The organism is Janthinobacterium sp. TND4EL3 (genome assembly GCF_900156175.1).
Lineage (GTDB): Bacteria > Pseudomonadota > Gammaproteobacteria > Burkholderiales > Burkholderiaceae_D > Janthinobacterium.
In genome coordinates this window covers 285,207-299,914 of sequence record NZ_FTMV01000005.1, presented here as the reverse complement: position 1 = coordinate 299,914, position 14,708 = coordinate 285,207, and the positions used below count along the sequence as shown (strand labels likewise).

Genomic DNA, 14,708 nt, shown 5'->3' with positions numbered 1-14,708 from the left:
GCGCATGGCTGAGGCCCTTTCACGGCGTGGCGACGCGCTACCTGCCGAATTACCTGGGATGGCGCTGGATCCTCGACGCCAGACGCATCCGCTCGTCTGAAGCGTTATTGAAAGCAACGGTGGGAGCATTCCCACACCTGACGGTGACATAGCCAAAAAAAACCGGCGCAGCAGCACCGGCTTTTCACTCTGCCAATACGGCAGCGGGTTTATTTCTTCGTCGCTTGATCCAGCGCGCGCGCCGTGACGAATTCCGGGCGGATATCGTTGGGCACGGCCTTCATCTTGTCGAGCGCCACCTGCACTTCAGGGCGGATCACCACGTATTTCGTCATCATCGCTTGCGCGCGCGCATAGTCACCCGTCGCCTCGATGGTCAGGAATTCACGGTCCAGGTCGATCACGGCCTGCTTGATCTTCGCAAAATCGACACCGAACTTGCCGTCGCCCAGCGAGACAAAGCCGCCCTTGTCGAGGATGTAATTCATCTGGATGGCCATGCCGCGCGCATGCGAATCCGTCAGGCCGAAATGCAGCGTGCGGAAACCGGAGGCGAGGAAAGTGTTGTACAGCTTGCGCTCGGCCGCTTCGCCCTGGCCCAGGGTGTCGTTGAGCTGGCCCTTGTCCATCATGTAGCGCAGCGCGAACAGGCCCGTGATGTCGGCCTTGGCTTCTTCGATGGTCGAGTAGGCTTCCTTCAAGTCCTGGCGCGGCGTGGACGCCTTGCCGTCGACGACGGTCGCGTGCGGGCCCAAGCCGTGCATGATTTCATGCGCGAGGATGTGCGTGAAGAAGGAATTGAAATCGACGTCCTGCTGCGCTTCGGGCGTGAGCACCAGTTTCGAGATCGGCGTCAAGGTGGCCTTGAACTTGGCTTCCTGCACGTTTTTCAGCATCACGCGCTTGGAGCCGCGCGCGCTGATGATGCGCTCGTCGTTGGGCAGGTTGTAGGCGGCCGTCTGCACGGCCATGTTGCCGTCGCCGGCGCCATACACCTGGTTGACCACCACCATCGGCGCCAGCGCGCCCACTTTCGGGTTGCGGTAGCGGGCGTCGAGCGGCAGGTTGTCTTCCAGCTCCTGCATGTGCTTGGCGAAGAAATCGAGCTTCTGCGTTTCCGCCTGGTCGCGGATGTTCACGTAGGCTTCGAACGCGGCCTTGTAGCCGAACAGCTCGTCGTTGTACGTTTCATATGGGCCGATGGTGATGTCGACGGGCGAATCGAGATCCATCCAGGCGAAGTCGGACGGCAAGTAATCGTTGTCGAGGAAAGCCTTGGCACGCAGGGTGAGGAATTTCTTCAGCGATGCGTTGTCCGTGGCGGCCGCCGCTTCGTCGAGCAATTTGGCCAGCTGTTTCAGCTCCACCTTGTATTCATCCGAATACTTGACGGTCTGGTACTTGCCGTCCTTGCCCGCGCGGATGGTGGTAAAAAACCATTGCGCCTGCTGCTTGTCGTCTGCCGGCAAGCCGTTCATCCACGTTTCCAGGCTGGCCTTGGTGGCGCCCTGCGGATAGAAATTGCCCGCTTCCGGCTTGTGCGCGGGAATGGCGATGCCGGCGTAGCTGGCCGGCATGAACGAGGCGTGCGCGTCGAGCACCGACCATGGCCCCTTGTTGATCCAGAAATAGTTCAGGCGGGCCCGGCCCAGGGCCGACTTGTCCTTCTTCAAGGCCGCCCACAGCGCTTCATTGCCGGACCAGCGCTGGCGCAGCTGCAGCACGTCGACCAGCTTGGCCGCCTCGACCAGCTTGGCGATGGCCTGGCGGTCGCCCGCGGACAGGTGGGTGACGTCGGCCGTCAGCGCGACGGGCGCGTAGCGGGCGCTCATGGCCGTCAGTTGCGCGGCGGTGGCCGGGATGGCCGGGGTGGCTGGCGCTGCGGCGCAGGCGCTGCCGACGGCGGCGGCCATCAGCAGGGGAATCAAGAGTTTTTTCATGGAGGTCTCGGTTGGATTTTTCTCAGACGCGGCTGGCGCGGATGGCGCGCTAACGCTTTCTTGCTCAGCCTGCGATTGTCCCACCTGCCCCCATGGCATGGCAAGCGGCTTACCAGACCTTGTACACCTGCCCCGTCTGCGCCCCTTCCACGCTGCGGCTATAGGCCAGCGCGACGCGGCTGGCGGCGGCCGGCTCGAAGCCGTAGAAAAAGGGGCCGTAGGACTCCAGCGATTCGGCCAGCACCGTCGGGCTGACGACATTGATGCGCACGCCGCGCTGCAATTCGATGGCGGCGCCCCGCACGAAGCCTTCCACGGCCGCGTTGGTCATGGTGGCGGCCGTGCCGAAGCGGATAGGCTGGTCGGCCACGATGCCGCTGGTGAGCGTAATCGAGCCGCCGTCGTTCAGGTATTCCTGCGCCACCAGCGCCACGTTGACCTGGCCCATGAGCTTGCTTTCCAGGCCCACCTGGAATTGCTCAGGAGTAAATTCGTTCAGCGGGCCGAAATGCAGCTTGCCGGCCGTCACGACGACGGCATCGACCGTGCCGATGCGCTTGAACAGGGCGCGCACTTGCGCGATGTCGCCCATGTCGGCCTGGTGCGTGCCGCTGCGGCTGCCCACTTCGATGATTTCATGGCGCTGCGCCAGTTGGGCGGCGACGGCCGTGCCGATGGTGCCGCTGGCGCCGATGATGACGATTTTCATGATGCTGTCCTTGTCTGCTGTTGAACGATGGAGCCAGTATGCGCCGCTTACAAAAAGGAATAAATACGCTAGAATTTACAAGATTACTAATCTGTAGTTTGCAATCGGGACGTCATGGATAAATTGCGCAGCATGGAGATTTTTGTCGCCGTCGTCGATGCGGGCAGTTTCACGGCCGCCGCCGAGGCGTTCCGGATTTCGCCCGTGATGGTGGGCAAGCACATCAAATACCTGGAAGAGCGGCTGGGCGCGCGGCTGCTGGCGCGCACTACGCGGCGGCAAAGCTTGACGGAAATCGGCCAGCAGTATGTGGAACAGTGCCGCCAGATCCTGGCCAGCATCCATGCGGCGGAACGGGGCGCGGAAGCCATGCGCGCGGCGCCGCGCGGCAAGCTGAAGATCACGGCGCCCGTGTCCTTCGGCAGCGAGTGCATCGCGCCGCTGATGGCCGATTACCTCGATGCGTATCCGGAAGTGAGCCTGGAACTGAACCTGAACGACAGGACGGTGGACCTGGTGGAAGAAGGGTTCGATGCGGCCATCCGCATCGGCAAGCTGGAGGATTCCGCCATGGTGGCGCGCGTGCTGCGGCCGTATGCGATGGTGATCTGCGCCGCGCCCGCCTACCTGGCCAGACACGGCACGCCGCGCACGCCGGCCGACCTGGCGCGCCACGAATGCCTGGACTTCATGCAGTGGACGCGCCACGTGCGCTGGCGCCTGGCCAGGAGCGGCGACGATGATGGCAGCCCCGTGCGCGAAAGCCGCTTCCGCTCGAACAATGGGCAGGCGCTGCGCGTGGCGGCGCTGCACGGCTTCGGCATCGTCATGCAGGCGGAGATACTGATGGCTGGCGATATCGCCGCCGGCAGGCTGGTGCCGCTGCTGGCCGATTACGTGCCGGCGCCGCGCCCCATGCACCTCGTGTACGCGCGCGACCGCCAGCCCACGCCGAAGCTGACGACCTTCATCGATTTTCTGCTGGAACGCTACGGGCCGGCGGCGACACCGCCACCGGCCACGCTCACGTAACTAGTTGGATAGCCTTGTCATTTGTTGCTCATGGTTGACCTTGCGACACCGGAAAAAACCGTAGCGAGCGGCAGTGATTTGTGGCCGAGAAGCGCAACCGTACTTTAGTACGGTGAGCATCGCCGGCCGCAAAGCGCGACGCGCAGTAGGTTTTATCTGGTGTCCGTCAATGCTGCCAGCCGGCACCGAGCGAACGGGCCACGGCAACCGTCGCCAGCAGGCGCTGGGTCTTGATCTGCGCGGCGGCGCGGTCCGCCGCCAGCGAACTGCGCTGGGCATCGGTGACGTCGAGGTAGGTCGAGATGCCGCGCTCATAGCGCGTGCGCGCCACCAGATAGGCGCGCGCGGCCGCTGCCTGCGACAGGGCCTGGGCGTCGCCCTGCAACTGGCGCTGCTCCACGTCGGACAAGGCGTCTTCCACTTCGCGCAAAGCCGTCAGCAGCTTCGTTTCATGGTTCGCCACGGCTTCCGCATAGCGCGCCTTGGACAGGTCCAGATTGGCCTGGTTGCGGCCGCCGTCGAAGATGGGCAGGGACAGGGCCAGCGGGCCAAAGCTGAACTGGCGCGAACCGCCCTGCGCCAGGTCGCGCAGTTTTTCGGAGGCGTAGCCGAAATTGCCCGTCAATTGCAGCGACGGGTAAAACGCGCCTTCGGCCACGCCCACTTGCGCGTTGGCCGCGCGCAGGCCCGCCACGCTGGACACGAGGTCGGGACGGTGCGCCAGCAGGCTGGCGGGCAGGCCGACAGGGATGGCGGGCGGCAGCGGCAAGATCGACGGATCGGCCGCCACCGGCAACTGCAGCGCCGACGGCGGCTTGCCCGTCAGGGTGGCCAGGCTGTTTTCCAGCTGGTTGCGCTGGCGCCTGACTTCATGCAGGTCGGCCTGCGCGTTCGACAGTTCGACCTTCGCGCGCGCCAGGTCCAGCTCATTCGTCAGGCCCGCATTGAAGCGCGCCTCGACCAGCTGCGCCGACTCGCGGCGCGTGTCCAGGGCGCCATTCAGGATCGCCATTTCCGCGTCCAGCCCGCGCAGCTGCCAGTAATTGCTGGCCACTTGCGACGACAGCATCAGCAGCACGCCGTCGCGGTCGGCCTGCGCCGCCAGCGCCTGCGCGTCCGCCGCTTCGACCAGGCGCTTCACGCGGCCCAGCAAGTCGACTTCATACGACAGCGAGCCGCCCACGGAAAAGTTATTGCCGCTGATCGAGCGGTTGCCCAGGGCCAGGCCCTGCGAGGTGTTGGCCGAGGTGCGCGAGTTCGAGATGCCCGTGCTGACATTGACGCTCGGGCCCTGGTTGGCGCGCGCCGTGCCGCTTTGCGCCAGCGCCTGCAGCAATCGCTCGCCGGCCGCTTTCACGCTGGGATTGTCCTGCAGCGCGCTCTGTTCGAGGCGGTTCAGGGTCGCGTCGCCGTAGATGCTCCACCAGTCTTTGGGCAGCTGTGCGGCGTCCGCGGCGGCCGCGCCGTGGCGGAAGGTGCCGATGCCGGCCACGTTTGCCGGGGCGGTGAAATCCTGGCCCACGGTGCCGCAGGCGGACAGCGCCACGGCAAGGGAAGCGGCCAGCGCGATTTTCGTCAATACTGTTTGCATGATGATTACCTTCTTGTTCTTGAGGGGCTGCTGTGCGCGGTCAATGACCGCCGCCACCGCCACCGGGAGCTTTGAGTTTGTCGGCCAGCCACAGGGGCACGATGCAGGCCAGCAGGATGGCGCCAACGAGGAAGAAGCCGTCGTTGTAAGCCATCACGTAGGCTTCGCGGCGCACGATGCCGTCGATCGCCTGCAAGGCCTGGTTGCCGGCCGTGACGGCGTCATAGCCCTTGGCCATGAACGAGGACGTCAGCTGGTCGATGCGCAGCTGCGTGGCGCTCGAATACGCGTTGATCGCCTCGCCCAGGCGCTGCGAGTGGAAATGCTCGCGCGTGCTCAGGGCCGTGGCCAGCAGGGCGATGCCGATCGAGCCGCCCAGGTTGCGCGTCATGTTGAACAGGCTCGAAGCGGACGCCATGTCCTTCGGCGCGATGCCCTTCATGGCGAAGTTCGACAGGGTCAGCATGACGAAGGGCTGGCCCAGCGCGCGCACCACCTGCGACCACAGCAACTGGTCGTAGCCTGTGGAGGCGTCCATGTAGGCATTCATCATGCACGAGCCGCCGAACAGCAAGAGGCCGAACGAGCACAGGATGCGGTTGTCCACTTTGGATGACAACTTTGCAACGAAAGGCATGATGAACAGCTGCGGCAAGCCCACCCACATGATGACTTCACCGATCTGCATCGGCGAATAGCCGGCGATCTGGCCCAGGAACAGGGGCAGCAAAAAGGCCGAGCCATACAGGCCCATGCCCGTCACGGCCGACAGCACGGTGGCCACTAAAAAGTTGCGCTGGCCGTACAGGGCCAGGTTGACGAACGGCTCGGCGCGCGTGGCGCTGGTGACGACCCAGCCCAGGATGCCCGTCAGGGCCAGCGCGGCGAAGGCGATGATGAAGCCCGAGTCGAACCAGTCCTTCGAATTGCCCTCTTCCAGGAAGATGGTCAGGCAGCCCAGGCCCAGGGCCATGAAGAAGATGCCCAGCCAGTCGGCCTTCCAGAACAATTTGAGCTGCATCGGCTCCTTGTCCAGGCCATAGATCATGCCGGCGATCAGCAGCACGCCGGGCACCCAGTTGATGTAGAAGATCGAAGGCCAGCCATACAGCTCGGAGAGATAGCCGCCGAGGGTCGGGCCCATGGCCGGCGCCAGGGTCGCCGTCAGGCCGAAGATGGCCATGCCGACGGCGCGCTTGGAGGCGGGCAGCTTGAGCATCACCAGCGTGAACGCCATGGGGATCAGCGCGCCGCCCGTAAAGCCTTGCAGCATGCGGAAGACGATCATGCTTTCCAGGTTCCAGGCCGCCCCGCACAGGGTGGAGAACAGCAGGAAGAAAGCGGTGGTGCCTATCATGTAGGCGCGCAGTCCGAACACGCGCGCCAGCAGCGCGGTGAGGGGAATGACGATGATTTCCGCCACCAGGTAGGCCGTGGATATCCACGAGCCCTCTTCCTGGGTGGCCGACAGCGAGCCAAGGATGTCCCTGAGCGAGGAATTGGTGATCTGGATGTCGAGCACCGCCATGAAGGCGCCCAGCATGCCGGCGCCGACCGCCAGCCAGGTGCGTCCGGAGACTTTCTCGTCAATCACGGGAAACGCTGGCGGCTTCGCCAGCGTGGTGGGGGAGCTGCTCATGGAAGCTTAGCGGGCGGTGGTCTGGGCGGCAGGAGCGGCGGCGTGGCGCGGTGCCTCGGCCTTGTCCTGGGCCGGCACGGGCTGGTTCACTTCCACTTCGGCGATCACCGACATGCCCGGCACCAGGCGGCCATTCATGGCCTTGATGTCTTCCGGCCGGAAGACGATTTTCACGGGTACGCGCTGGACGATCTTGGTGAAGTTGCCGGTGGCGTTATCGGCCGGCAGCAGGGCGAACTGCGCGCCCGAGGCAGGAGCGAAGCTGTCCACCGTGCCCACGAGTTTCTTGCCCGGCATGGCGTCGATGGTCACGTGCACGCTCTGGCCGCGGTGCAGGTCGGCCAATTGGGTTTCCTTGAAGTTGGCGGTGACCCAGACGTTGTCCTGCACAATGGCCGTCAGCTGCTGGCCAGGCTGCACGCGCATGCCCGTTTCCACGTTGCGCTTGCCGATGCGGCCGGCGACGGGGGCCAGGATGCGGTTGTATTGCAGCTGCTGTTCCGCGTCCTTCAGTTGCACGCGCAGCACGGCCACCTGGGCCTTGGCCACGTCGCGCGCCGCTTGCGCCGCACCGATCTGCGCCTTGGCGGCGGACGCGCTGTCGCGGCGGGCGGCCAGGTCGGCCACGGCGCTCGAGCGGGCCGCGTTGGCCGCGTCCAGTTCCGCTTTCGAGACGGCTTTCATCTGGCTCGTGTACAGCTGGCCGAAGCGCTCGGCATCCTGCTTGGCGCGCAGCAGCTGCGCATCGGCCTGCGCCACCTGCGCCTGGGCGGCGCTCGCTTGCGCCTGCACTTGCGCGATCTGCGCGTCGGCCTGCAGCACTTGCTGCTCGGCGCTGGCGATCTGCGCGGCGATCTGCTCGGTTTTCACGCGCTGGTCGAAGGGATCGAGTTCGGCGATCACGTCGCCCTCTTTCACGATTTGATTGTCGTCAATAAAAACCTTGGTGACGACGCCGGAAATGCGCGCCGAGACGGGATGCACGTGGCCGGCCACGTAGGCGTTTTCCGTTTCCACGAAATAGTGGCTGCGGTACCACATGCGCGCGCCGGCGCCCAGGGCGACGAGGACGATCAGGCCGGCGATGATTTTGACACGGTTGTTCGGGGGGGCGGAGCTGGCGGAAGCGGCGGGCGTGGAAGGTGCGGCCGGGGCCGCGGGTGGGACGGCGCTCAGCACCTTGTGCTCTACTTGGCCTGGCTGGTTGGACATACTCGCTCCGAAAATGAAATGATATAGGTTCATTATTGGGCAAAGAAAAGCCAAAGTCAAGAAATGAAACGATTGCATTTCATTTTAATTTGCACTACAGTGTGAGCCATCACTTACCCTCCCACTTATAAAGAGACCCAGACCATGTCCGATCCCGGCCTCAGCGACACCTTGCCTACCAATACAGACTCCGACAATGCCGCCACCGAACTGACGTGCTGCGGCAAGCCTGCCGGCCGCCCGCGCGCGGCCGACATGGAGGCGCGCATGGAAAACCTGCTGCACGCGGCCGGCTGCCTGTTCCTGGAAAAAGGCTATGGAAAAGTGAGCCTGGAAATGATCGCGCGTGAAGCCCATGTGGCCGTGCGCACGATTTATGTGAAGTTTGGCGGCAAGTCGGGCTTGTTCAATGCAGTAGTGGAACAGCGTCGCGCCGCATATTTCTCGACCATGCCGGCGCTGGAAACGGATATGCGGCCCCTGCCCACCATCCTCGGCGAGTTCGGCCTGCTGTTCGTGCAACTGGTGACGATGCCGGCGGCGATACGCCTGAACCGCATGGTGGTGGCCGAAGCGGCCACGCATCCTGAACTGGCGGAAACGTTTTACAAGGTGGGACCGGGACAGACACGCGAGATGCTGACCAAGTTTTTCAAGCGCCCCGACATTGCACCGCTGTTTCGCGAGGAATTGACGGCATCGATGCTGGCCTTGCACCTGCTCAACTGCCTGCTGGGCGACCAAATGTCGCGCCTGCTGTTTCCGCCCCAGGCGCAGCCTGATGTAGCGCAATTGCGCGCCAAGGTCGAGGTCAGTCTCGACCTGTTCCTGCACGGCACCCTGCGCGCGCCGCCAGCCTGAAACCCGGATCAGCCGGGGCGGCTGCAGTGCTCGGCCGTAGCCGCCTCTGCCGCGACGGTTTCGATGCGCTCACCGCTCAGACCCAGTGCGTGCAAGAAAGGCTGGGCTGCCGACGCGCCATCAACACTGAGTGAAGACTCACTGCCATCATGGCGTTGCGGCCCGTAGCGCATCAGGTCAAACGACGTTTCAAAGCGCTGCGCCAGGAAATAGGTGCGGAAGTAATCGAAGGAAAACGCCACCTGGCCATCGGTGCGCAACAGCAAGCCATGCGCATACAGCGGCGCCAGCCAGTCGCCAGCCCCCACGTCCCAGCCCTTCACGCCGCAATAGTCGCTGGCAAAGCGCTGCAGTTCCGCCTCGCTCAGGAACAAGGTCTTGGCCTCGAACATCACGAACGCCAGTTCGATGAGGAAGTCGCGCGCCGCCACGGCGTCGTCCGACGGCCCGCAGTGCGGCATGCCCGCCTTGCCCAGCAGGCCGTCAAGATAGACGCGCTCGTCCGCCAGTTGCGGCAACAGGGTAGCAAACACATGTTCGGCGTCCATCTGCCCCGTTTCCTGGCCATTCGGCGTGTACAGCACCGACAGGGCGAAATTCTTGCTCACTTCATCGAACTCGCGCAGCGACACCGTCCACTGCGTGCCCGGCGCATGGCCGCCGGACATGTCGTTGCCGAACTCCAGCACGGCAAACGCCGCCATCTGCTCCTGCCCACCATACAGGCTGCCAGGATTGCTCTTGAACAAGATGCCTAGCGACTTCATCAGCGAACTGCCGTCGCCCGTATGCTGGTGGCCATGGAATACGGCGTGGATATTCTTGTAGCGCGCGCGCTGCTCGGCACTGGCGTGTTCGTCGGCAGAGAAGAAACTGAAACCGGCATTGCCCAGCGCGGCGGCGGCCACGCCCTGCTGGCGGCTGCCCGGCACCAGGTAAAAGCGCGCGCCCGGCAGGCTGGCCGCCTGCAGCAACGGACGCAGGAAGTATTCGTAGACATACACGGGCGTCGTGCCGGCGCAGGCGTCAGGCGCCACCAGCTGGCCCGTGAAGAAAATGGCATCGATCTGCTTTCCCGCCGCCAGGATGGCGGCCACATCCTCAAACAAGGCGTGCAGCCTCACGGCCTGCTCTTGCTCGTCAGCCCGGCGCAAGCGCACATCGGCAATATGGAGGGCGGTAAATTTTTTCATTGTTGCAAAACTTTCTCAGCACAGCCGAACTTGACCGGACACTGGCAACGTTCAGGGAAAAATCACGCACCCCGGGTCAAGCGTGAGCGAAACATGGTTACAGACCTCCATTCTGGCATTTTTTCCCTACGGCAATACTCACCAATTTTCACATGACACGCATCCGCCACAGGCAAGCACGCTTTACCACACGGAGGTCAACAGAAACAAAGAAAGCCGGGAACGGATTTTGTTTTTTTGTACTGAAAGTTAATTTTTCATTAAATAAGCCGTCATCGCTTGCGGGGTTTTTGAAGCTATTGCAGTTGCGCCCAAACCATCAGCGCTTGCGCGGCGGCGGCAAGTCCGTGCAGACACCTCGTACACTTCGGCGCGCGCTTGCCAAGCTGCCGATCGACGCGCCCAGGGTCGGGGGCGGATGGCAGCAGACACCAATAAAAAACCCCGCAATCGCTTGCGGGGTTCCTGGTGTCACAGCGCTACAACATCAGCGCTTGCGCGGCGGCGGCAAGTCCGTGCAGACACCCTCGCACACTTCGGCGCGCGCTTGCCAAGCTGCCGATCGACGCGCCCAGGGTCGGGGGCGGATGGCAGCAGACACCAATAAAAAACCCCGCAATCGCTTGCGGGGTTCCTGGTGTCACAGCGCTACAACATCAGCGCTTGCGCGGCGGCGGCAAGTCCGTGCAGACACCTCGTACACTTCGGCGCGCGCTTGCCAAGCTGCCGATCAACGCGCCCAGGGTCGGGTGCGGATGGCGGCAGGCGCCAATAAAAAACCCCGCAATCGCTTGCGGGGTTCCTGGTGTCACAGCGCTACAACATCAGCGCTTGCGCAGCGGCGGCAAGTCCGTGCATACGCCTTCGTACACTTCGGCGCGCGCTTGCCAAGCTGCCGATCGACTCGCCCAGGGTCGGGTGCGGATGGCGGCAGGCGCCAATAAAAAACCCCGCAATCGCTTGCGGGGTTTTTGGTGTCACAGCGCTACAACATCAGCGCTTGCGCGGCGGCGGCAAGTCCGTGCATACGCCTTCGTACACTTCGGCGGCCATGCCGATCGACTCGCCCAGGGTCGGGTGCGGATGGATGGTCTTGCCGATGTCGGTGCCGTCGCAGCCCATTTCGATGGCCAGCGCGATTTCACCGATCATGTCGCCCGCGTGCGTGCCGACGATGGTGCCGCCGATGATGCGGTGCGTTTCAGCGTCGAACAGCAGCTTGGTGAAGCCTTCGGCGCGGCCGTTGGCCACGGCGCGGCCCGAGGCGGCCCACGGGAAGTGGCCCTTCTCGACCTTGATGCCCTTGGCTTTCGCTTCGTCTTCCGTGATGCCGGCCCATGCCACTTCCGGATCCGTGTAGGCGACCGACGGGATCACCTTGACGTCGAAGTGCGACTTCTGGCCGGCAGCCGCTTCCGCTGCCACGTGGGCTTCGTGCACGGCCTTGTGCGCCAGCATCGGCTGGCCCACCAGGTCGCCGATGGCGAAGATGTTCGGCACGTTGGTGCGCATCTGGCTGTCGACGTTGATGAAACCGCGGTCCGTCACCTGCACGCCTGCCTTGTCGGCAGCGATCTTCTTGCCGTTCGGGCTGCGACCCACGGCGACGAGCACCAGGTCGTAGACTTGCGGCGCCGGGGCCGTGGCACCCGCTTCGGCCGCTTCGAACGTGACCTTGATGCCTTCCGGCAACGCCTCGACGGCGACCGTCTTGGTCTTGGTCATGATGTTGTCGAAGCGCTTCTCGTTGAACTTCTGCCACACCTTGACGGCGTCGCGGTCCGCGCCCTGCATCAGGCCATCCATCATTTCGACCACGTCGATGCGCGCGCCGAAGGTCGAATAGACGGTCGCCATTTCCAGGCCGATGATGCCGCCGCCGATGACCAGCATGCGTTTCGGGATCTGGCGCAATTCCAGTGCACCCGTCGAATCGACGATGCGCGGGTCTTCCGGCACGAAGGGCAGCTTCACCACGGACGAACCGGCGGCGATGATGGCCTGCTTGAACTGCACGACCTTTTTAGAACCGTCGCCTGCCGTCACTTCGATGTGGTTCGCGGAGAGGAACTGGCCCACGCCGGTGACGACTTGCGTCTTGCGTGCCTTGGCCATGCCGGCCAGGCCGCCCGTCATGTTCGAGATCACGCCTTCCTTGTACTTGCGTACCTGGTCGATGTCGATCGTCGGCTTGGCGAACGTCACGCCCGTGTTGGACATGTGCGCCGTTTCGTCGATGACGGATGCCACGTGCAGCAGCGCCTTCGACGGGATGCAGCCCACGTTCAGGCACACGCCGCCCAGGGTGGCGTAGCGCTCGACGATGACGGTACTCATGCCCAGGTCGGCCGCGCGGAACGCCGCCGAGTAGCCGCCAGGACCTCCACCGAGCACCATCATGTCGACGTCGATGTCGACCTGGCCGCTGTAATTGCCGGCCGGGATGGCGGCAACGGCCGCAGGTGCAGGTGCGGCTGCCGGAGCGGTTGCCGCCGGCGCAGGAGCGGCAGCTGGCGCGGCAGCTGCCGCGCCTTCAGCCGCTTCCACCACCAGCAGCGCGCTGCCTTCGGCGATCTTGTCGCCGACCTTGACCTTGACTTCCTTGACGACGCCCGCGTGGGTCGACGGAATCTCCATGCTGGCCTTGTCCGATTCGACCGTGATCAGGGACTGGTCCACCTTGATGGTGTCGCCGACCTTGACCATCAGTTCGATGACTTCGACTTCCTTGAAATCGCCGATATTCGGTACTTTTACCTCTACTGTGCTCATCAATCGCTCCTTACAGCAGAATTTTGCGCATGTCGGCCAGGACTTCGCCGAGGTACACGGAGAATCGCGCGCCCATCGCGCCATCGACCACGCGGTGGTCGTAGGACAGCGAGGTGCCCATCATCAGGCGTGGCTGGAAGGCCTTGCCATCCCATACCGGCTTGATCGAGGCTTTCGACAGACCCAGGATCGCCACTTCCGGCGCATTGACGATAGGCGTGAAGTGCGTGCCGCCGATGCCGCCCAGGGACGAGATCGTGAAGCTGGCGCCCTGCATGTCGGCCGGTTTCAGCTTGCCTTCGCGTGCCTGCAGCGACAGTTCCGTCATTTCGCGGGCGATCTGCGAAACCGACTTCTGGTCCGCGCCCTTGATCACCGGTACCACCAGGCCGTTCGGCGTGTCGGCCGCGAAGCCGATGTTGTAGTACTGCTTGAGGATCAGGTTCTCGCCCTTGGCGTCGAGCGAGGCGTTAAACGCGGGGAATTTCTTCAGCGCGGCGACGGACGCTTTGATCACGAATGCCAGCATGGTCAGCTTGGCCGCATCCTTGTTCTTCGCATTGGCCGCGTTGGTATCGACGCGGAATGCTTCCAGGTCCGTCACGTCCGCTTCGTCGAACTGCGTGACGTGCGGGATCATGACCCAGTTGCGGTGCAAATTCGGGCCCGAGATTTTCTTGATGCGCGACAGCGGCAGCAATTCGGTCGTGCCGAACTTGCTGAAGTCCAGCGACGGCCATGGCAGCAGATCCAGGCCAACGCCGGAACCGGCCTTGGCGACCGGTGCGTTAGGCGCGACAACGGCGCCCGACATCACGCCCTTGACGAAGTTCTGCACGTCTTCCTGGGTGATGCGGCCCTTCGGACCGGAACCGCCCACGCGGGCCAGGTCCACGCCCAGTTCGCGCGCGAACTTGCGGATCGATGGCGACGCGTGCGCCAGCTTGCCGTTCACGGCAGGCGCGGCGGCAGTTGCCGGGGCAGCAGCGGCGACCGGCGCCGAAGCGACGGCGGCGGCTGGTGCGGCGGCAGCTTGCGCGGCCGGCGCAGGCGCGGCGGCCGGGGCGGCAGCGCCACCGGTCGTTTCCACGACCAGCACCAAGCTACCCTTGGCGACCTTGTCGCCGACCTTGACCTTCAATTCCTTGACGACACCGGCGTGGCTCGATGGGATTTCCATGCTGGCCTTGTCCGATTCGACCGTCAGCAGCGACTGGTCGACCTTGATCGTGTCGCCCACCTTGACCATCAGTTCGATGACTTCGACTTCCTTGAAGTCGCCGATATCGGGCACGGTCACCTCGACCAGGGCCGGCGCGCCGGCAGGGACGGCGGGTGCCGGCGCGGCCGCAGGAGCGGCGGCGGGGGCGGCTTCAGCGGCAGGTGCCGGGGCGGCAGCGGCGGCTGGCGCCGGCGCCGAGTCGTCGTCCGCCACTTCCAGCAGCAGGACCAGCGAACCTTCGGCGATCTTGTCGCCCACGTTGACTTTCAATTCCTTGACGACACCGGCGTGGCTCGACGGGATTTCCATGCTGGCCTTGTCCGATTCGACCGTGATGAGGGACTGGTCGACCTTGACCGTGTCGCCTGGCTTGACCATCAGTTCAATGATCTCGACTTCCTTGAAATCGCCGATATCCGGGACTTTGACTTCCACAATGCTCATAGCTTGCTCCGTTATTTTATTTGTCAGATGGACCCGCGCACACGCCAGGGCGGCGCTTGCGCACTGCCCTGGCGTGATCGGATCACTTAACGA

General features: G+C 64.1%; 10 protein-coding genes and 1 pseudogene. 3 read left to right on the top strand and 8 right to left on the bottom strand.

Translation table 11 applies throughout. The features are described from left to right. Positions 1–152 (top strand): annotated as a pseudogene (locus tag BXA07_RS30110) (IS1595 family transposase); the annotation flags it as partial. A 57-nt stretch (positions 153–209) separates the two neighbouring features. Here BXA07_RS30110 and BXA07_RS11105 read toward each other — a convergent pair. Beyond that, positions 210–1,940, bottom strand: coding sequence for a dipeptidyl-peptidase 3 family protein (locus BXA07_RS11105; protein ID WP_076567990.1), 1,731 nt, complete (start codon positions 1,938–1,940; stop codon positions 210–212). Between the two features lie 109 nt (positions 1,941–2,049). After that, complete coding sequence (locus tag BXA07_RS11100; protein WP_083708164.1) at positions 2,050–2,649, bottom strand: short chain dehydrogenase; 600 nt, start codon at positions 2,647–2,649, stop codon at positions 2,050–2,052. Positions 2,650–2,763: 114 nt separating this feature from the next. Here BXA07_RS11100 and BXA07_RS11095 point away from each other — a divergent pair, with 114 nt between their 5' ends. Next, positions 2,764–3,681, top strand: coding sequence for a LysR family transcriptional regulator (locus BXA07_RS11095; RefSeq protein ID WP_076567988.1), 918 nt, complete (start codon positions 2,764–2,766; stop codon positions 3,679–3,681). Between the two features lie 166 nt (positions 3,682–3,847). Here BXA07_RS11095 and BXA07_RS11090 read toward each other — a convergent pair whose 3' ends face one another. The 3 genes from BXA07_RS11090 to BXA07_RS11080 are packed head-to-tail and all read right to left on the bottom strand — an operon-like array spanning position 3,848 to position 8,123. Continuing rightward, a complete protein-coding gene (locus BXA07_RS11090; protein WP_076568011.1) occupies positions 3,848–5,272 on the bottom strand; it encodes an efflux transporter outer membrane subunit in 1,425 nt (474 codons plus the stop codon). Between the two features lie 40 nt (positions 5,273–5,312). Next, complete coding sequence (locus BXA07_RS11085; RefSeq protein ID WP_076567987.1) at positions 5,313–6,911, bottom strand: DHA2 family efflux MFS transporter permease subunit; 1,599 nt, start codon at positions 6,909–6,911, stop codon at positions 5,313–5,315. A gap of 6 nt (positions 6,912–6,917) precedes the next feature. Beyond that, on the bottom strand, positions 6,918–8,123 hold the full coding sequence (locus BXA07_RS11080; protein ID WP_076567986.1) for an HlyD family secretion protein: 1,206 nt from the start codon (positions 8,121–8,123) through the stop codon (positions 6,918–6,920). Positions 8,124–8,267: 144 nt separating this feature from the next. Here BXA07_RS11080 and BXA07_RS11075 point away from each other — a divergent pair, with 144 nt between their 5' ends. Next, positions 8,268–8,984, top strand: coding sequence for a TetR/AcrR family transcriptional regulator (locus tag BXA07_RS11075; protein ID WP_076567985.1), 717 nt, complete (start codon positions 8,268–8,270; stop codon positions 8,982–8,984). A gap of 8 nt (positions 8,985–8,992) precedes the next feature. Here BXA07_RS11075 and BXA07_RS11070 read toward each other — a convergent pair whose 3' ends face one another. From BXA07_RS11070 to aceF, 3 genes are all read right to left on the bottom strand, one after another. Continuing rightward, positions 8,993–10,177 carry a hypothetical protein gene (locus tag BXA07_RS11070; protein ID WP_076567984.1) on the bottom strand — a complete coding sequence of 395 codons (1,185 nt, stop codon included), beginning with the start codon at positions 10,175–10,177 and terminating at the stop codon, positions 8,993–8,995. A 993-nt stretch (positions 10,178–11,170) separates the two neighbouring features. After that, positions 11,171–12,949 (bottom strand): dihydrolipoyl dehydrogenase, encoded by a 1,779-nt coding sequence (gene lpdA, locus BXA07_RS11065; RefSeq protein ID WP_076567983.1) that lies wholly within the window; start codon positions 12,947–12,949, stop codon positions 11,171–11,173. A 10-nt stretch (positions 12,950–12,959) separates the two neighbouring features. Next, entirely contained in the window at positions 12,960–14,615 is a 1,656-nt protein-coding gene (aceF, locus tag BXA07_RS11060) for a dihydrolipoyllysine-residue acetyltransferase (protein WP_076567982.1), read from the bottom strand. Between the last annotated feature and the right edge of the window lie 93 nt (positions 14,616–14,708).